We start from the raw sequence: 20,264 nt of genomic DNA, 5'->3' as shown, positions 1-20,264 counted from the left end.
GTGCTTCCCGTGCACGCCGACATCGTGGTGGTCGGTGGTGGGAGCGCGGGATGCACCGTCGCTGCCACACTCGCCGAACGTTCCGGACGCTCGGTGGTCCTGCTCGAGAGCGGACCGGGTTACGGCAGCATCGCGGCCGCGCCTGCCGAGCTGCTCGACGCGGCGAGACTTCCCGTCGGACCCGAAAGTCTTTATACGGCACAGTATCCTGCACTATTGGGCCGTCGGGACGCCACCATTGCGCGGGGGCGGGTGCTCGGTGGCTCGGGCGCTGTCAACGGTGGGTACTTCGTGCGCGCGCGCCCCGCGGATTTCGACGACTGGCCGTCGTCGTGGTCGTTCGGTGAGGTTCTGCCGCACTTTCGCGCACTCGAGAGCGACACGGACTTCGACGACGAATGGCACGGTGCCACCGGTCCGGTACCGGTCGCCCGCACGCCCTGGGACCGGATGCATCCGGTCGCGCGCGCGTTCCACGGGGCCGCCGTCGCGGCGGGCCACGCTCCGGTCGACGATCTCAACGCACCCGGCCCCGACGGAGTAGGACGGGTCCCGCTCAACATCTCGCACGGGATGCGCATGAGCCCGGCGCTCGCGTTCCTGATGCCCGCGCTCGACTCCCCGAATCTGACGGTCTGCTGCAACGCCGACGTGCGCCGGATCGTGATGTCCGGCGCCGAGGCGGTGGCCGTAGAGGTGGACGACGGTCGCGGCGTCACCACCATCGAGGCCGGGAGCATCGTGCTCTGCGCCGGCGCGATCGAAAGCCCACGGCTGCTGATGCGGTCCGGTCTCGGGCCGCGGGACGAACTCCGCAGGCTCGAAGTTCCGTCCGTCGTCGATCTTCCCGGTGTGGGGCGCGGACTCACCGATCATCCGGAAGTCGTTGTCCCGTACCGGTATCGAGGGGAGTTCTCGACGCGGGCACCGGTACTGGAAACGGTAATGCACACCGGCGAACTCGAACTCCGCCCGTACACGGCACCCTTCGCCGACTCGGTTCCGGGCAGTGGAGTCGAGGTTCCCGTGCTGGGAGTCGTGCTCACGCGGCCGCGCAGTCGCGGACGCCTGGTCTTCGACGCACGCGATCCCCGTGCTGCGCCCGTTGTCGACTACGGCTATCTGGAAGATCCGCACGACCGGGCAGCGCTCCGCGACGGGGTGGCGTCGGCGGTCCGTTTGCTCGCGACCATGCGTGACGTCGTGGACGCGGGGAGTATCGGAGTGGAAGCCGCAGCCGTGGACGACGCGTGGCTCGAAGCGCACCTCGGTACGTCACAACATCTGTCGGGCTCGTGCAGCATGGGTTCCGGGGATTCGGCGGTGGTCGACGACCGTTGCCGCGTTCACGGGGCCGAGCGGCTTTTCGTCGTGGACACGTCCGTGTTCCCGCAGGTGCCCAGTCGGGGGCCGCACGCCACGGTGGTGATGCTCGCGCGGCGCATCGCGGCAGCCTTCCGGGTGCCATGACTGCGTGCGGTCGTGCCGGATCGAGGTGATTCCGACGTGCTGTGACCTGGACTACAGTGGCTCCCGGTGGAAGGCGAGGAGGTCAGCAGTCGGATGATCGACCGTGGGGGTGCGAAAGCCGGTTCCTGCATGGCGTTACGCCCCGGCGACGACGCGGACGCGCACGCACTTCGTCTGTCCGAACTCCACCGGGCCGTCGTGGGAACAGCCGGCGACGGCGGGCGATCCGCACGACTTCGGGAGGCACCCACGGCGGTACGCCCCGTGGTGCGCGAATCGTGGCTGCGCAGTCTCGGGCGGTCGCTCGACCCGGACGTGATCGGCCAGCCCGCGCTGTTGAGTGGGGCCGACCTCGAAAACTATCGCGCAGGGCACCCGATGGCGCTGATCCGTCCCGTGGTGCGGAAACTCCTCGTGGAGGACGCCGCGGACAGCGGCCTGCTGATCGCGATCAGTGACGAGCGCGGGAGGTTGCTGTGGATCGAGGGTGATCACGCCGCACGCGACCGCGCCGTGACGATGAGTTTCGCGGAAGGGGCCGACTGGAGCGAGGAGCATGTCGGTACCAATGCACCCGGAACCGCGCTCGCGCTCGATCACTGTGTCCAGATCTTCGGTGCCGAGCACTACAACCGCGCCGTGCACGACTGGAGTTGCTCTGCGGCCCCGGTCCACGACCCGGGTACCGGCAGGATCCTCGGTGCCCTCGACATCACCGGGGGACCGCGCGTCGCAGTGCCGGAGGTGCTGCAACTCGTGCGGGCAACGGTTGCTGCCGCGGAGGCCGAACTGCGGCTGAGCATGCTCGCGTCGCCGAGGGCCGAGCCTGCCGGCCCCGCGGTTCTCGAAACGTTCGGGTCGGGACGGGCGGCCCTCGTCCGTGGCGGGAACCGCGTCCCGCTGTCGCAGCGGCATGCCGAGATCCTGTTGCTTCTCTGTGAGCATCCCGAGGGTCTGGGTACGCAGCGGCTTGCAGTTCTGCTCGACGAGAACGAACTCGACTCCGTCACGGTTCGCGTCGAAATCTCCCGTCTGCGAAAAGTTCTCGGTCCGGATGCCGTCGACTCGCGACCGTATCGGCTCCGGGCGGAGTTGCGCACCGATGTCGCGGACGTGCGTGCTGCACTCGATCGCGGCGACGTGGACACTGCGGTGCGCCGCTACACGGGCCGTGTGCTTCCGGACTCGCGTGCGCCGGGTGTGATCGACATCGGGGACGAGTTGGACACCCGGATTCGGGGCGCATTGTTGCGTCGCGGTTCGGCTCCGCTGCTGGCGCGCTGGACGACGTCCGTACACGGCCGGGAAGACCTCGCAGCGTGGACGGCCTATCTGGGATGTCTGGACCCGGAATCGAATCTGTTCGCTCAGGTCGAGGCGAAGATCCGCATGCTCGACCGGAACTTGGCAACGTAGTTGCAACGGTGCGTTTCGTAGTGTCCGGGGTCACACCCTGAAAGGGTGCTGGTCGTCGATACGCAGGAGAACACCATGACCGAGTACGCCCGCCCCGGTTCCCCCGATGCCCTGATGTCCTTCCGGTCCCGTTACGACAACTGGATCGGTGGCCGATGGGTGGCGCCCGCGACAGGCGAGTACTTCGAGAACGTGACCCCGGTGACCGGACAACCGTTCACCGAAGTCGCCCGGTCGACGGAAAAGGACATCGAACTCGCTCTCGATGCCGCGCACGCCGCCGCACCCGCGTGGGGCAAAACTTCACCCGCAGAGCGTGCGCTGATCCTGAACCGGATCGCCGACCGGATCGAGGAGAACCTCGAGGCGGTCGCGCTCGCCGAAACGTGGGACAACGGCAAGCCCATCCGCGAGACGCTCAACGCCGACATCCCGCTCGCGATCGACCATTTCCGGTACTTCGCCGGTGCGATTCGGGCACAGGAGGGGTCGATCTCCGAGATCGACTCGGACACAGTGGCCTACCATTTCCACGAACCGCTGGGCGTGGTGGGCCAGATCATCCCCTGGAACTTCCCGATTCTGATGGCCGTGTGGAAACTGGCTCCGGCGCTCGCAGCCGGAAACGCGGTGGTGCTCAAGCCCGCCGAACAGACCCCGGCGTCGATTCTGTACCTCGTGGAGCTGATCGGGGACCTGCTCCCCGACGGTGTCGTCAACGTCGTCAACGGATTCGGTACCGAGGCGGGCAAGCCGCTTGCGTCGAGCCCGCGGATCCGCAAGATCGCGTTCACCGGTGAGACCACGACCGGCCGGCTCATCATGCAGTACGCGTCGCAGAACCTCATCCCCGTCACACTCGAACTCGGTGGTAAGAGCCCGAACATCTTCTTCTCGGACGTGTTGTCCGCAGACGACGACTATCAGGACAAGGCGCTCGAGGGCTTCACCATGTTCGCGCTGAACCAGGGTGAGGTGTGCACCTGCCCGTCGCGTTCACTCATCCAGCACGACATCTTCGACGATTTCCTGTCGCTCGCGGCAGTGCGCACGAAAGCGGTCCGGCAGGGCAACCCGCTCGACACCGACACGATGATAGGTGCGCAGGCGTCCAACGACCAGCTCGAGAAGATCCTCTCCCACATCGAGATCGGCAAGAGCGAAGGTGCCAAGCTGATCACCGGCGGTGAACGTGCCGACCTCGGTGGTGACCTGTCCGGCGGCTACTACGTGCAGCCGACGATCTTCGAGGGCCACAACAAGATGCGGATCTTCCAGGAGGAGATCTTCGGGCCCGTGGTGTCGGTGACGTCGTTCCGGGACTTCGACGATGCGATCGAGATCGCCAACGACACGCTCTACGGTCTCGGCGCCGGTGTCTGGTCGCGTGACGGGGGAATCGCCTATCGCGCCGGACGGGCGATCCAGGCCGGCCGGGTGTGGACCAACACGTATCACCAGTACCCGGCACACGCGGCCTTCGGTGGTTACAAGCAGTCCGGCATCGGTCGCGAGAACCACCACATGATGCTCGATCATTACCAGCAGACGAAGAACCTGCTCGTCTCCTATGCCCCGAAGGCACAGGGCTTCTTCTGATCCACCTCGGTGCCCGCATCGCTCGTGTCGGGGGGTGCGGGCACCGGTCGGAGCCCGCGAACGAAAGGTGAATCGTGTCGACCCCTGCTCGGTTGCTGGCCACGGTTGCGGCCGTGGACCTTCTGCGACGTCTGGTCGCCCGCAACGGATCGCTCATGATGCACCAGTCGGGAGGGTGTTGCGACGGGTCGTCACCGATGTGCTTTCCGGACGGCGAGTTCCTCGTGGGCGACCGTGACGTACTGGTGGGGGTGCTCGACCTTCGTCTCGACACGAGCGCGACGCGCCCCGACCCGCCCTCCGGTTCCGACGCCGTCCCGGTGTGGATCTCGGGTTCCCAGTTCGAGGTGTGGAAACACACCTGCATGGTGCTCGACTTGGTTCCGGGGCGGGGAGCGGGATTCAGTCTCGAAACTCCCGAAGGCGTCCGATTCCTCTCGCGGGGAAGGGCATTCACGGCGCGGGAGAACGAGCAGTTGGCAGAGTCCACCGTCCTGCTCGGCCGGGACTGGGCCGGCGGTACCCGCCCCGGCGCGTCGCGGGTACCGCTCGTCGTGACCGACGCCGCCGATGCGTGGCCGGTACCTCAGCCGTCGACGCGTGAGACGGAGACCCGTGGCGGCACGGCCTTGCCCGAAGGAGTGTTCGATCCACCGGCGAGCGCCTGGTAACTCGCATTCCACAGCCACTCGACGGGCCCGCGCTCGAAGCGCGACAGCCACAATCGCGCGACGACCATGAGTGTCGCGGACACGGCGACGAACAGGGCTACGGTCGCCGGGACGATCGTGGTTCCGTCCAGTCGTGCGGCCATACCGAATCCCCAGCCGTAGCACACGATCGAACACAGGATGTTCTGTAAGATGTAGCAGCTCAGCGCCATTCGTCCTACCGGCGCGAGCACTGAACCGATGCTGCCGGGGGTGCGGCCGTCGGCGTAGCGGTGGGCGACGGCCGTGAGAAGTGCGAAGGCCACGATCGGGGCTGTGCCGTAGCGCCCGAGGACGAGTCCCGCGTCGGACCCGGACAAGCCGAGCGCGAAGTCGAGGGGGAGCGCCACGCCGAACCCGACGATCATGAGTATGCGCCGGAGTCGAGCGCGTCCCGGGTCGAGGACGCCACCTGCATACAGGCGCGCTCCGATCAGGAAGAGCGCAATCGACAGCGGCAGGATGAATACCGTCTCCAGTCGGAACAGTGCGAAGTTCTCGGCGCGGAACACGACGAGATCCCAGAAAGAGCCGTCGGCATACGGATTCGGAGTCAGCGTCCGATTGCCAGGGTTCGGAGGGAGTGCAGCGAGCGCGGCGATCGCCACGGTGAGCATCGCCGCGTGCAGGGCGAGTGCGCAGGCGATCCATAACCGCTGGGACCGCACCCCGGTGGACAGGACGAAGGCGACGACGAGTCCGGTGATCGCGTATCCGGTCAGTACGTCGAACTCGGTGAACAGGAAATAGTGCAATAGTCCGTCGACCATGAGAAGCGCTGCACGCCAAGGATATTTACCGGGCCATGGTAGGCCTCGTCCGGCCGCCGAGCGTTGCTGGATTGCGAGTCCGATGCCGAACATGATCGTCAGGAGGCCGAGGAATTTCCCCTGCGTGACCTGTTGAAGCACGTCCTGGACGAAGCTCCACCCGCCGGCTGCCCGTCCCGTTCCGTTGATGTAGCCGACCAACCCTTCCACGTTGGTGAAGATCCAGATGTTCGTGCCGAGAGTGCCGAGGATTGCGATGCCTCGCAGTATGTCGAGCGCCGCATATCGAGGTGTAGTGCTCATGGAAATCCCTTCCATGGGATGCAGAGCTTAAGTAGCACGTTCGTGCTTGCAAAAAGTGATGCTAACACGGTCGTGCTAATATGGTCCAGTGCCGAAACTGATCGATCACGACGCCCGTCAACAGGAGATCGCGGAGGCTGTCTGGCGGCTCATCCTCCGGGAGGGCGTCGGAGCGGTGTCGATCCGGGAAGTCGCGGCGGAAGCGGGCCTGTCCACCGGTTCCGTGCGGCACGTCTTCCCGAGCAAGTCGGCGCTGCTCGGATATTCGATGCGACTGGTCCACGAACGGGCGGCGGAGCGGGCCGCGTCCCACGTGGATATGAACGAAGTCCGGAAAAGCGCACTCGCGATCCTGTGCGAGTTCCTTCCCCTCGACGATCTTCGCCGCTGCGAGATGCTCGTGAATCTCGCGCTCATCGCCGAAGCGCCCGGCGATCCGGAACTCGGCGCCATCGCGGCCGACGCGCAGATCGCATTCCGCGAGGGCTGCACGAACATCATGCGGGGGCTTTTCGGCTCGGGACTCGTGGCCGCCGGCCGCGACCTCGAGGTGGAAGCGTCGCGCCTGCACGCCCTCGTCGACGGTCTCGCGATGCACGTGCTCGTCGGGGGCGGCGATACTCCGGAATCGGCAGTGGCCGTTCTCGAACTGCATATCGATTCGCTCGCCTGACCCTGCGGAGGTCTCGTCGCATTCCCCGGGAGGATCCGAACCCCGGGTGGTTCACCCGTCGATGGCGCCGGTGCGCCAGAATCGGAGCGGGATCCGACCGGATTCCGCGATCCGCGGGGCGTGGGCCCTGCATGTTCGTCGCCCGTGGGGCGGTGAGGAGTGGACGATGGCCTTCGCGGGCAACGTGGACGAACTGGCTCTGCTGCAGACGGTGCGCCTGAAGAATCAGGTTACGGCCGAAGTGGTGGCCGCGCACCTGGGTGTGGCGGTGGCGGCGGGGCAGGCTGCGGTCGATGCCCTTCTCTCCCAGGGCAAGGCGCAATCTGCCGGTGAGGGCATCGAACTCACCGACAAGGGGATGCACGAGCTGACCCATCAACTCGAGGCGGAGCGCGTCTCGATCGACGAGGATTCGATCGACGAGTTGTACGACCGATTCGTACCCATGGACGAAGAACTCGCGGAGATGCTCGCCGAACCGGAGGCGGACGGCTTCATCGACGCGCTGCTCGACTTCGACCGGCGTGCGCAAGACCTGTTCGACGATGTTTCTGCGTTCGTCCCCCGTCTGTCGCGATACCAGGACTTGTTCGCGGAAGCTCTCGAGAAGGTGAAGGGCGGCGCGCTGGCGTGGGCCACCGCGGGCAACATCGACTCCTACGCCACCGTGTGGCGGGAGATGCGCGAGGAACTCACCGGCGCCGCCGCGCGCTGACCTGGCACTTTCGTACGACGGTGTGACCGCGGTCATGATTCCCCCTTTTCGGGGGTGGTGGTGAGTGACCGGGGTCACTACCTTCCTTCGTATCCGCTGCCACGAAGGAGAACACGATGTCCGGCATCACCGTCGATCCTCTGCCGAGCTACTCCCAGGGCGCCTGGAACGTTCCACTTCTCGGCGACACCATCGGCGACAACCTCGACCGCACCGCCGCGCGTTTCGGCGATCGTGAGGCGCTCGTCGATCGCGCCGCCGGAAAGCGCTGGACCTACAGCGAATTCGTGGCCGACGTCGACGTGGTCGCCATGGGCATGCTCGGCTCGGGAATCGTGAAGGGTGACCGGGTAGGTATCTGGGCGCCGAACTGCTGGGAATGGGTTCTCGTGCAGTATGCGACGGCGAAGATCGGCGCGATCCTGGTCAACATCAATCCGGCGTACCGATCGCACGAACTGCAGTACGTCCTCGAACAGGCGGGCGTGCGGATGCTGGTGTCCGCGGCCGCATTCAAGACATCCGACTACGCGCAGATGATCGAGACCGTCCGCGGCAACTGTCCCGACCTCGAGGATGTCGTGCTGCTCGGCTCCTCGCGCTGGGACGACCTCGTCGCAACCGGACGGGCGGCCCTCGCCGACGGGCGGTCGGCGCTCGCCGAGGCGCAGTCGGTCCTGTCGCCCGACGATCCGATCAACATCCAGTACACCTCGGGCACCACCGGATTCCCCAAGGGCGCCACCCTCAGCCACCACAACGTGCTGAACAACGGGTTCTTCGTCGGCGAACTCTGCCATTACACCGAGCAGGACCGGGTGTGCATCCCCGTTCCGCTGTACCACTGCTTCGGTATGACGATGGGCAACCTCGCGTGCACGAGTCACGGTGCGGCCATCGTTCTCCCCGCCCCCGCGTTCGACCCCGCCGCGACACTCACGGCGGTGGCGGAGGAGGACTGCACCTCGCTGTACGGCGTGCCGACGATGTTCATCGCCGAACTTGCGGATCCCGCCTTCGACGAATACGACCTGTCGAGCCTGCGCACCGGCATCATGGCCGGCTCTCCGTGCCCGGTCGAGGTGATGAAGCAGGTCATCGACCGCATGGGGATGAGTGAAGTGTCGATCTGTTACGGCATGACCGAGACCTCACCGGTGTCGACGCAGACCCGCAGCGACGACAGTATCGAGCGGCGTGTGGCCACCGTCGGCCGCGTGGGGCCCCATCTCGAGGTGAAGATCGTCGATCCGGTGACGGGGTTGACGGTCCCGCGCGGCGTACCCGGGGAGCTGTGCACTCGTGGTTATTCGGTCATGCTCGGATACTGGGAGCAGCCGGACAAAACGGCCGAAGCAATCGATGTCGCTCGGTGGATGCACACGGGTGACATCGGGGTCATGGACGCGGACGGATACGTGTCCATCACCGGCAGGATCAAGGACATGGTGATCCGCGGGGGAGAGAACATCTATCCGCGTGAGATCGAAGAGTTCCTCTACACCCACCCGGACATCCTCGACGCCCAGGTCGTGGGGGTGCCGGATGCGAAGTACGGCGAGGAACTCATGGCCTGGATCCGCATGCGTGAGGGCGCCGAGCGACCTCTCGATGCGGAATCGCTCAGGGCGTTCTGCGACGGGAAACTCGCTCACTACAAGATCCCGAGGTATGTGCACGTCGTCGACGAGTTTCCGATGACGATCACGGGCAAGGTTCGCAAGGTCGACATGCGTGAACAAGCACAAGCCATCGTCGCCTCCGCCGTGACGCGGGAACGGTAGCGGGACCGGGTGCGGTGACGAATTCGGCCGTACCCGCGCGAACCGGCTCCTTTCGCCTGTTTCAAGGCAGACACTGGGAGGGTACAGAGTCGTCGAAGACGCGCAGGCCATCCGGCCGCGCCGTAGAAGAGGGGCTCACCATGGGACAAATCATCGGCACGATCATTTTCGGTGCGGTCATCGGCATACTGGCCCGATTGGTGATCCCGGGCAAGCAGGCCATGGGGATGATCATCACGATCGTCATCGGCATCATCGGTGCGCTGATCGGCTACTGGCTCTGGGGCATTCTCTCCTCCGAGGGCAACGAGGATACGAGCGACATCGACTGGATTCGCTGGATCATCAGCATCATCGTGGCCGTGGTCCTCACGCTGATCTACACCTCGGCTACCCGCGAGAAGCGGTAATCCCTTCGAGTGCGGGTCCCGTCCGGCAACACCGGGCGGGGCCCGTCCTGTCATCGCGCTCTCGCCGAGGAAGGTGAATTGCCTTGCAGCCGCAGTGGATCCCCACCCGTGCAGTCGCCGAGCGTGCGAACGTCACCGAATTCGCGCGGTTCGTCGAACGACGGCACGGACTGAACCTGCTGGACTACAGGGCCTTGTGGGAGTGGTCGGTCGAGGCTCCGGGCGACTTCTGGACAGCGGTGTGGGACAACTTCGAAATACATTCGCACACCGATCCCGGACCGGCTCTCGCCGACGCGGCCATGCCCGGGGCCGTGTGGTTTCCCGGTGCCCGCCTCAACCTCGTCGAGCACGTCTTCCGCGACCGGCCGCCGCTGGGTCCGGCTGTCGTGTATCTCGACGAGTCGGGGGACCGAACCGAGATGACCTGGTCGGAACTCCGACGGCAGACAGCCTCGTTCGCCGCGACCTTGCGCGCTCACGGTGTCGGTCCCGGAGATCGGGTCGTCGGGTACCTGCCGAACATCCCGGAAGCTGTCGTCGCGCTGCTCGGTACCGCTGCCGTCGGCGCGATATGGGCTGGGTGCGGGCAGGATTACGCCGCGCCGGCCGCACTCGACCGCCTCGGCCGTCTCGAGCCCCGAGTCCTCGTCACGACCACCGGATACCGCTACGCCGGCAAATGGCACGACCGCACGGACGAGATGAACCTGCTCCGCGACCGGCTGCCGGGCCTCGAACTGACAGTCGTCGTACCCCGCGGATCGGCCGGCGAGATACCGGAACCGGCCACGGCGTCGGGATCGCTGCTGATGTGGGACGACGCTTTCACGACGGATCATCCCCTCGAGACCGTCGCGGTTCCCTTCGACCATCCGCTGTGGGTGGTGTTCTCCTCCGGAACGACGGGACCACCGAAAGGGATCGTCCACGGCCACGGCGGGGTCCTGCTCGAACATCTCAAGGCGCTGTCGCTCCACCTCGACCTCGGGCCGCGCGATCGCTACTTCTGGTACACGAGTCCGAGCTGGATGATGTGGAACTTCCTCGTCTCCGGTCTCCTCGTCGGGGCGACAATCGTCTGTTACGACGGTGCCCCGTCGCATCCCGAGGTCGACCGGCTCTGGCGGATCGCCGCCGACGAACGGGTCACCGTGCTGGGCACGAGTCCTGCCTACGTAACAGCCTGCAGCAAGGCGGGCGTGGTGCCGCGGGCCGACCACGATCTCTCCGAGTTGCGCAGTGTGGGTGTCACCGGCTCGACCCTGCCCGTCACGGGGTCGCTGTGGCTGGCCGAGAATGTGGGCGCCGACGTGCAGGTCATGTCGATCTCCGGTGGTACCGACGTGGTGACGGCGTTCGTGGGCGCCGTGCCGACCGTGCCTGTGTGGCCGGGTGAGATCTCCGTCCCGTGCCTCGGCGTGGCAGTGGACGCGTACGACGAGCACGGCCGGTCCGTACGGGGCCGGGTCGGTGAACTCGTCGTCACCGCACCGATGCCGTCGATGCCCGTCCGATTCTGGGACGACCCGGACGGCAGCCGCTACCGCGATTCGTACTTCTCCGTCTATCCGGGGGTGTGGCGTCACGGGGACTGGATCACCGTGACAGACCGCGGCACGTTCGTCATGCACGGGCGCTCCGACTCCACCCTGAACCGTCAGGGAGTGCGGATGGGCAGCGCCGACATCTATCAGGTCGTGGAGTCACTCCCCGAGGTCACTGAAGCCCTCGTCCTCGGAATCGAGTATCCCGACGGTTCGTACCGGATGCCGTTGTTCGTCGTTCTCGCAGACGGCACCGAACTCGACGACAGGGTGGCGGATCGGATCCGTTCCGCGATCCGCGTGCAACTGTCCCCGCGGCACGTGCCCGACGACATCGTCGCCGCACCGGGGATCCCGCACACCCGTACCGGGAAGAAACTCGAGGTGCCGCTCAAACGGATTCTGCAGGGGGCCGACCCGGCGAAGGTGATGGACCGCACCGCAATCGATGCGCCGGAACTGATCGATTGGTACTACGACCACCGCTGATGCACGCCACGTCTGAGTGTGGCCTAACTGGACTACCTGCGCCCGGAATGGTCGGATTGCCGGTATGGACATCGCAATCAAGATCTTTCTCATCCTGCACTTCATCGGTCTCGCCGGCATCATCGGCTCCTGGCTCACGGTGCTCAAGCAGCCGCGCGTCGTCGTCGGCATGCTGCACGGCGCGATCCTTCAGGTGGTGACCGGTATCGCGCTCGTGGGTCTCCGCGAAGCTCAGGACGTCGTCGAGGTGAACCACATGAAGATCGGCATCAAGCTGCTGATCGCCCTGGTCATTCTCGTCGTCGCGATCATCGGCCTGAAGAAGGAGAAGAAGAACCCGGGTTCGACCGCAGTTCTGGCGCACACGGCCGGCATCCTCGCCATCGTGAACGTGATCATCGCCGTGTCCTGGTGACCTTCGACGGCTCGTTCCCTCGGTGAGCCGGGGCCTGTGTCGGAACCCTGTAGATTGTTCCGGGTGTGTACGACATGGGCTCCGGTACCGACCGGTAAGTAAGCTGCTTCGGGCGCCTCGGCCCGTCAGGCGGGGGTCCGCTACTGCGTCCGGTCCTGCGGAATGTCTCACCGCCCGGCCACGCCGTAACGATCTCCCCCTGATGCGCAGATACCCCTAGAGGTTGCGTGCATGTTCGTGTCGGGAGTGCGGGCAACTGCCCGGTGGTGAGAGGAAGGTTGGGGGATTTGGACTCGCTCGGGAAAGGCGGATCGCAGGCGAAGAACGCAGGGGGCGCGGTACCGCCCGGAGCGTTCCCGCTCTCGCCTGCGCAGTTGGGCATGTGGTTCGCCCAGCACGTCGACCCGACAGTGCCCGCCAACATCGCTCAATACGTCGAGCTCGAGGGTGACCTCGACGTCGATCTCCTCCGCGAATCCAGTGCCCGCGCTGCGCTCGAAATGGGATCCGGGTTCCTCCGGTTCATCGAGGTCGGGGCACAGCCCTACCAACTCGTCGATCCCTCGCTCGAAGCGCCGCTCGGTTTCGTCGACCTGAGCGGTGTCGACGACCCCCGCCAGGCCGCGCTCGACTGGATGCGCGACGACCGCAGCCGTCCCGTCGATGTACTGCGCGACCGTCTCATCGCCGCAACCGTGCTCCGGATCGGCGAACGCCGCTACTTCTGGTACAACCGCGTGCACCATCTGGCACTCGACGGTTTCGCCGCCGCCACGTTCATGACCCGCATCGCCGAGTTGTACACGGCAGCGGTCGAGGGCGTGGAGCCGTCCCCGAACCGCGCGTCGGACCTGCACAAGGTCTACGACGTCGAGATGGAGTACCGCGGTTCGAAGCGATTCCTCGACGACCGTGAATACTGGGCCCGGCAGATCGACGGGATCGAGGAACCCACCAGCCTCTCCGGCCGGACCGCCGCGCCCGCGCCGGTCAGCCGCATCGACACCGCCGCGCTGTCCGAGGAGACCGAACGGCGAGTCGGCGAACTCGCCGAGCGCGAGGGCGCGAGCCTGGCCACCGCGGTCGTCGCTGCCTTCGCCGCGTATCTCGCACAGATGACCGGCCGGACCGACGTCGTGCTGAGCCTGCCCGTCGCGGCGCGCACCACGGCGGTGCTCCGACGCTCGGGCAGCATGGTCTCGAATGTGGTGCCGCTGCGCCTGAGCGTCACCGACGAGACGACCGTCCGCGATCTGATCGCCGCGTCGGGCGCGGCCGTCTCGGGTGCGCTGCGCCATCAGCGTTACCGGCACGAGGACATCGTGCGCGATCGTGACGCCGGATCCGCGGGGCAGGCGACGTTCTTCGGCCCGTGGGTCAACATCATGCTGTTCGACAACGAGGTCCGTCTCGGGGACATGGTGGGCGGAATCAATATTCTGTCCACCGGACTGATCGAGGATCTCGGTGTCAACATCTACCGCAGCGGTGGCGTCCATACGCACATCGACTTCGAGTCCAATCCCAATCTCTACGGTCCGGAGCAGTCCGGCGCCGACCATGCCCGCTTCATCGAGTTCTTCGACCGGTTCGTCGGATCGGATCCGGAACGGCCCGTGTGGAACATCCCCCTTGCGGGAGACGCCGAACTCGACAACGCGGTCACCGAGTGGAACCGCACCGACCATCCGGTCCGGCAACGTGATCTGCTCGCGCAGTTCCGCGAGCAGGCCGCAGCCACACCTGATGCCACAGCGCTCGTCTTCGAAGGCGAGTCACTGACCTACGGTGAATTCGCTTCCCGGGTCAACACTCTCGCGCGCGCACTGATCGATCTCGGTGTCGGACCCGAATCGCTTGTCGGACTGTGCATCCGGCGTTCGCTCGATCTCGTGGTCGGCATGTACGCGATCGTCGAAGCGGGTGGGGCCTGGGTGCCCATCGACCCCGACCATCCGGCCGACCGGACGGCATACATCCTCGACACGGCCAAGCCCGCGGCAGTACTGACCACCGCGCGCGACGACGTGGAACTGCCGGACGGCGTCACCGCGGTCGAGATCGACACCTTCGACTACTCGCGCGGCGACGCACGCCCGATCACCGACGCGGACCGGCACGGTCCGGTCCTGCCCGACACCACCGCGTACGTCATCTTCACCTCGGGGTCGACGGGCCGGCCCAAGGGCGTGGCCGTCAGCCATGTCGCCATCGACAACCAGATCCAGTGGATGAACGACCAATACGGGCTGTCGTCCGAGGATGTGTACCTGCAGAAGACCGCAACGACGTTCGACGTGTCGCTGTGGGGATTCTTCATGCCGCTGCGTGTCGGCGCGACCCTCGTGATCGCGACGCCCGACGGCCACCGTGACCCGGTGTACGTGGCGAACAAGATCGCCGAGCACCGCGTGACGATCACTGACTTCGTGCCGTCGATGCTCACCGTCTTCGTGGCCAACGCCGCCGACGGAAGTTGCGACTCCCTACGGCACGTCTTCGTCATCGGCGAGGCACTGCCGTCCGAGACCGCGGCCGAGTTCGCCCGGCTGTGTTCGGCGGGCCTGCACAACCTGTACGGACCCACCGAGGCGGCGGTGTCCATCACCTACCACCGCGCGGGCCCCGGCGACGTCCACAGTGTCCCGATCGGTGTTCCGCAGTGGAACAGTCGCGCGTACGTCCTCGACCGGCGTCTGCGTCCGGTTCCGGTCGGGCGGCCCGGCGAGCTCTACCTCGCGGGTGTTCAGCTCGCACGTGGCTACCTGGATCGTCCTGACCTGACCTCGGACCGCTTCCTTGCCGACCCGTTCGGCGGGCCGGGCGAGCGGATGTACCGCACGGGCGACCTCGTGCGCTGGGAAGCCGAGAGCGACGGCACCGGAATCCTCGAGTACATCGGCCGAACCGACTTCCAGGTCAAGTTCCGCGGTCAGCGCATCGAATTCGGTGAAATCGAGGCGGTGCTGCTCGCTCACCCCGCCGTCTCGCAGGCCGTTGTTCTCGTTGTCTCGACGCCGACCGGTGACCAGCTCGTGGGTTACCTGGTGGCCGCACCGGCGCAGACGATCGACACCTCCGATCTCGCAGACCATGCGGGTCGCTCGTTGCCGTCGTACATGGTGCCCGCATCGCTCATGGTGCTCGACGCGCTCCCGCTCAACACCAGCGGAAAGCTCGACCGGAAAGCCTTGCCCGAACCCGTATTCAGCAGCACCCGCACCTTCCGCGAGCCGTGCAGCCCGGCCGAGCGCGTGGTGGCAGCGGCCTTCGGCGAGGTACTCGGCGCCGAACGCGTGGGTCTCGACGACGACTTCTTCGAACTCGGCGGCAACTCGCTCGTCGCGACGCAGGTCGTCTCGCGCATCGGCGCGGCGCTCGACACCCAGGTTCCCGTCCGCGCGCTGTTCGAGGCATCGACCGTCGTGGGACTCGCCACACGTATCGCGAAGCAGGTCGGATCCGGTGCCCGAGCGCCGCTCACCGCAGCCACGCGACCAGATGTTCTGCCCCTTTCCACTGCACAGCAACGGATCTGGTTCCTCAATCGGTTCGATGTCACCACTGCGGCTTACAACCTGCCCTTCACCGTGCGGATGACAGGCGCGGTGGACCCTCATGTGGTGTCCGATGCGTTCTCGGACGTGGTGGCCCGGCACGAGAGCTTGCGCACCGTCTACCCCGAAGTGGACGGCGACCCCCATCAAGTGATCCTGCCGCTCGAGCAGGCCGTCTCGCCGCTCGAACCGGTCGATGTCGACGAGGACGGTCTACGGGCAGCGGTCGTCGAACTCGCTGGACGCGGTTTCGACGTTGCGATCGAGGTTCCGTTCCGAGTCGCGCTGTTCCGGCTCGCTCCCGACACCTATGTGCTCGCGATGGTGCTGCACCACATCGCAGCCGACGGATCCTCGTTCGGACCGTTCGCACAGGATGTCGTCGCCGCCTACACGGCGCGCGCGGAGGGACACGAACCGCGCTGGTCGCCCCTGCCGATCCAGTACGCCGACTACGCCCTGTGGCAACGACAGGCTCTCGGAAGCGAGTCCGATCCGGGTTCGGCTGCTGCGCAACAAATCTCTTTCTGGGTTCGGGAGCTCGACGGCCTCCCGGATCAGCTGGATCTGCCGGCGGACCGGATGCGCCCTGCCGTCGCAAGCTACCGCGGCGCCAAGCACCGATTCGAGATCGGCGCCGAGACACACCGTGGACTCGTCGAACTTGCTCGCGGACACAGCGCCTCGCTGTTCATGGTCGTCCACGCCGCATACGCGGTACTCCTTTCACGACTGAGCGGATCGAACGATATCGCCGTCGGCACCGCGGTCGCGGGACGCGGCGAAAAGGAGCTCGACGGCCTCATCGGCATGTTCGTGAACACGCTGGTGCTGCGCACGCGCGTCGATCCCGGACTCTCGTTCGGTGAATTCCTCGACGTGGTCCGTGAAATCGACCTGACCGCATTCTCGAACGCGGACGTGCCTTTCGAGCGTCTCGTCGAGGTGCTCAACCCGGCACGATCCACAGCGCGTCATCCGCTGTTCCAGGCGGCGTTGTCGCTCGAGCCCGGTTCAGCACGTGAGGTGTCCTTCGCCGGAGTCCACGCCGTCGGCACCGAACTGGAGATGCCGATCTCGAAGTTCGACATCCAGCTGTGGCTGACCGAAAAGACCGGCAGCGACGATGAACCCGCCGGCTTGGGTGCCACCTTCGAGTACGCGACGGATCTCTTCGACGCCGGAACGGTCGCCGTCTTCGCAGAACGTTTCGTGAGGATCCTCGACGGCATCGTCGCGGACACGTCGGCATGTGTGGGCGACCTGTCCATCCTCTCTCCCGGCGAAGCCGAGCTGCTGCTCACCACGACGGGTCCCGATGCGGGTGAACCGGCCACGCTCGTGGACCTGCTCACCGCGCGTGTCGCCGCCCACCCGGAGCGGACCGCCGTTCGCGACGGTGACATCGTCCTGACGTATCGCGACCTCGACGCGTGGTCGAGCTGGATCGCGCGTTATCTGATCGAGCGTGGCGTAGGGCCCGGAGACATTGTCGCGCTTGCCTTCCCTCGCTCGTGGGAGATGGTGCTCGGTGTGTGGTCCGTTGCGAAGACGGGAGCAGCCTACGTTCCGGTCGACCCGGAATACCCGGTCGACCGAGTGACCCACATGCTCGAGGACTCGTCGGCTCTGCTGGGCCTGACGACGGAGGAACACGCCGTCGGTCTGTCGCCCGCCGTCGAATGGGTTCGCTTCGACGACCCGGCATTCGTCGCCGCGTGCTTGGCGCACTCGGGCGCACCGGTCACCGACGAGGAGCGGTGTGCTCCGCTCCGGGTCGATCACCTCGCATACGTCATCTACACCTCCGGGTCCACCGGGCGTCCGAAGGGCGTCGCGGTAACCCACCGTGGCCTCGCAGGCCTCGTCCGCGACTGTGTCGACCTCTACGGGGTGACTTCCGAGTCTCGGATTCTGCAGATCTGTTCGCCGAGTTTCGACCCCTCGGTTCTCGACTTTGCGATGGCTGGTTACACCGGTGCCGAACTGGTGATCACTCCGCCGACGATCTACGGCGGAGTCGAACTGCGGGCGCTGATCCAGCAGACCGGTGTCACCCACGCGACCATCACGCCTGCGGTGCTGGGTTCCGTGGATCCCGCGGGCCTCGACTCGCTCCAGAGCCTGAACGTCGGTGGCGAGGCCTCCACGACGGAACTCGTGGCCCGGTGGGCGCCCGGCCGCCGATTCTTCAACGCTTACGGACCGACCGAGACCACGATCGTGTCGACCCGCGCTCTGCTCGATGCCTCGGGACCGATCACCATCGGCGGCCCGACAGCGGGCGTCCAGGCACTCGTGCTCGACGGCCGTCTTCGTCCGGTCCCCGCAGGAGTGTCGGGCGAGCTGTATCTCGCCGGCGACGCTCTGGCGCGGGGCTATCACCGACGTGCTGCGCTCACTTCGGATCGGTTCGTCGCGAACCCGTTCGGAGCGCCGGGTACCCGCATGTACCGGACCGGTGACGTGGTTCGCTGGGACGATCAGCGCCGCCTCGTGTTCGCCGGACGATCCGACTTTCAGGTCAAGGTCCGCGGATTCCGGATCGAACTGGGCGAGATCGACGTTGCCTTGCAGACGCATCCGCTCGTCGATTTCGCAACCACCGTGGGCCACGACATGCCGTCGGGACAGACCGCACTCGTGTCGTACGTGCACGGCGCTCCGGGTATCGACCCGTCTGCGTTGTCCGACCACGTGGCCCGGTCGTTGCCGTCGTACATGGTCCCCTCGCAGATCGTCGTCCTCGACGAGATCCCGCTGACGCCCGTCGGAAAGCTCGACCGCCGAGCACTGCCGGAGCCCGAACTCGGGATCAGCTATCGCGAATTCCGCGCGCCGACGACGCCCATCGAGGGAACCGTCGCTGCCGTCTTCGCCGAGGTGCTCGGCGTGCAACGTGTCGGACTCGACGACGACTTCTTCGAACTCGGCGGAAACTCGCTCCTCGCGACCCAGGTGGTGTCCCGACTGGGTGTGGCACTCGACGCGCAGGTTCCCGTGCGTGCACTGTTCGAATCGAGCACCGTCGCCGCCCTGGCAGTTCGCGTCGAGCAGGAGGCCGGGCGCGGTGCCCGTGCGGCACTGGCGAAAATGCCGCGGCCCGAGCGTGTTCCGTTGTCCCTGGCGCAACAGCGCATGTGGTTCCTCAACCGCTTCGATTCCCGCTCGGCGACATACAACCTCCCGATGGCGTTGCGGCTGACCGGAGCCCTCGACGTAGCGGCACTTCAGGTATCGATCATGGATGTGATCGACCGCCACGAGTCGCTGCGCACCGTCTTCCCCGATTCGCCGGAGGGACCCCACCAGGTCGTACGGGCGGCCGCGGAAGTCGTACCCAATCTGACCCCGCTCCGGATCGACCGGGACGAGTTGGCCGGCGCGATGCGGCGACTCGCGTCCACCGGTTTCGACGTCACCTCCGAGGTACCGATCCACGCCGAACTCTACGAACTCGACCGCAACGAGCACATTCTTGCGCTCGTGGTCCACCACATTGCCGCAGACGGATGGTCCACCGGACCGATGGCACGCGACATCATGGTCGCGTACGCCGCACGCACCGAGTGGGAAGAACCCTCGTGGGCACCGCTTCCCGTTCAGTACGCCGACTACACCCTGTGGCAGCGGGAAGTCCTCGGCTCCGAGGACGATGCGCAGTCACTGATCTCCGGTCAGCTCGACTACTGGCGTCGCACGCTCGCCGACGTTCCCGACCAGTTGGATCTTCCGGTTGATCGTCCCCGCCAGGCGACGCAGTCGTTCGCCGGCGCGACCGTGGATTTCTCGATCGACCGGCGCCTGCATCGAGACCTCGTGGCATTCGCGCGCACGCGCAACGCGTCCCTGTTCATGGTCGTGCACGCGGCCTTGAGCATATTGCTGGCACGATTGTCCGGTCAGCGCGACATCACGATCGGTACGCCGGTGGCCGGACGTGGCGAGCAGTCGCTCGACGACCTCATCGGTATGTTCGTCAACACGCTGGTGCTCCGAACAGACGTCGATCCGGACGCACAGTTCACCGACCATCTCGCACGGGCACGCGAAGCAGCACTGGGTGCCTTCGGGCACGCGGATGTCCCCTTCGAGCGTCTGGTCGAGGTTCTCAACCCCACCCGGTCCACGGCACGGCACCCGCTGTTCCAGGTCATGCTCTCGTTCGAGAATCTAGGTGCAGCGCACGTCGAACTTCGCGGTCTGACCCTCGACCTGCTCGAAATCGACACCGCGGTCGCGAAGTTCGATCTGCAGTTGACGTTGTCGGAGGGATACGCCCAAGACGGTTCGCCGGACGGTCTCCGTGCGGAGTTCACGTATGCGACCGAGCTTTTCGATGCCGCAACGGTGGAGGGGTTTGCGGAGCGGTTCGTGCGGATCCTCGAGTCGGTGGTGTCCGATCC

Annotated in this window: 12 protein-coding genes; 11 read left to right on the top strand and 1 reads right to left on the bottom strand. The window is 66.2% G+C overall.

All coding sequences use genetic code 11. The features are described from left to right. From mftG to AC0B44_RS07715, 4 genes are all read left to right on the top strand, one after another. Entirely contained in the window at window positions 1-1,470 is a 1,470-nt protein-coding gene (gene mftG / locus AC0B44_RS07730) for a mycofactocin dehydrogenase MftG (RefSeq protein WP_471902335.1), read from the top strand. A 129-nt stretch (window positions 1,471-1,599) separates the two neighbouring features. After that, a complete protein-coding gene (locus AC0B44_RS07725; RefSeq protein ID WP_471902334.1) occupies window positions 1,600-2,886 on the top strand; it encodes a GAF domain-containing protein in 1,287 nt (428 codons plus the stop codon). 75 nt (window positions 2,887-2,961) lie between these two features. Beyond that, window positions 2,962-4,485 carry an aldehyde dehydrogenase gene (gene adh / locus AC0B44_RS07720; RefSeq protein WP_471902521.1) on the top strand — a complete coding sequence of 508 codons (1,524 nt, stop codon included), beginning with the start codon at window positions 2,962-2,964 and terminating at the stop codon, window positions 4,483-4,485. Between the two features lie 74 nt (window positions 4,486-4,559). Beyond that, window positions 4,560-5,156: a DUF779 domain-containing protein gene (locus tag AC0B44_RS07715; RefSeq protein ID WP_471902333.1), complete on the top strand. Its 597-nt coding sequence runs from the start codon at window positions 4,560-4,562 to the stop codon at window positions 5,154-5,156. On the opposite strand, the gene AC0B44_RS07710 is transcribed toward AC0B44_RS07715, so the two are convergent. Further along, on the bottom strand, window positions 5,072-6,268 hold the full coding sequence (locus AC0B44_RS07710) for a DUF418 domain-containing protein (protein WP_471902332.1): 1,197 nt from the start codon (window positions 6,266-6,268) through the stop codon (window positions 5,072-5,074). The genes AC0B44_RS07715 and AC0B44_RS07710 overlap by 85 nt on opposite strands. An 88-nt stretch (window positions 6,269-6,356) precedes the next feature. Here AC0B44_RS07710 and AC0B44_RS07705 point away from each other — a divergent pair, with 88 nt between their 5' ends. The 7 genes from AC0B44_RS07705 to AC0B44_RS07675 all read left to right on the top strand — a co-directional run. Continuing rightward, a complete protein-coding gene (locus tag AC0B44_RS07705) occupies window positions 6,357-6,941 on the top strand; it encodes a TetR/AcrR family transcriptional regulator (RefSeq protein ID WP_471902331.1) in 585 nt (194 codons plus the stop codon). Window positions 6,942-7,107: 166 nt separating this feature from the next. After that, complete coding sequence (locus AC0B44_RS07700) at window positions 7,108-7,656, top strand: hypothetical protein (RefSeq protein ID WP_471902330.1); 549 nt, start codon at window positions 7,108-7,110, stop codon at window positions 7,654-7,656. 116 nt (window positions 7,657-7,772) lie between these two features. Continuing rightward, window positions 7,773-9,440 (top strand): AMP-binding protein, encoded by a 1,668-nt coding sequence (locus tag AC0B44_RS07695; protein ID WP_471902329.1) that lies wholly within the window; start codon window positions 7,773-7,775, stop codon window positions 9,438-9,440. Between the two features lie 140 nt (window positions 9,441-9,580). Next, a complete protein-coding gene (locus AC0B44_RS07690) occupies window positions 9,581-9,850 on the top strand; it encodes a GlsB/YeaQ/YmgE family stress response membrane protein (RefSeq protein WP_471902328.1) in 270 nt (89 codons plus the stop codon). 83 nt (window positions 9,851-9,933) lie between these two features. Further along, window positions 9,934-11,886, top strand: coding sequence for an acetoacetate--CoA ligase (locus AC0B44_RS07685; protein ID WP_471902327.1), 1,953 nt, complete (start codon window positions 9,934-9,936; stop codon window positions 11,884-11,886). 64 nt (window positions 11,887-11,950) lie between these two features. Beyond that, window positions 11,951-12,301 carry a hypothetical protein gene (locus AC0B44_RS07680; protein WP_169619563.1) on the top strand — a complete coding sequence of 117 codons (351 nt, stop codon included), beginning with the start codon at window positions 11,951-11,953 and terminating at the stop codon, window positions 12,299-12,301. Window positions 12,302-12,588: 287 nt separating this feature from the next. Continuing rightward, window positions 12,589-20,264: amino acid adenylation domain-containing protein (locus tag AC0B44_RS07675; protein WP_471902326.1), on the top strand; the 7,676-nt coding region annotated here is incomplete at its 3' end.

Source organism: Rhodococcus sp. NPDC019050, assembly GCF_055664235.1.
The sequence above is the reverse complement of the archived record's forward strand: the minus strand, read 5'-3'. Positions and strand labels throughout refer to the sequence as shown.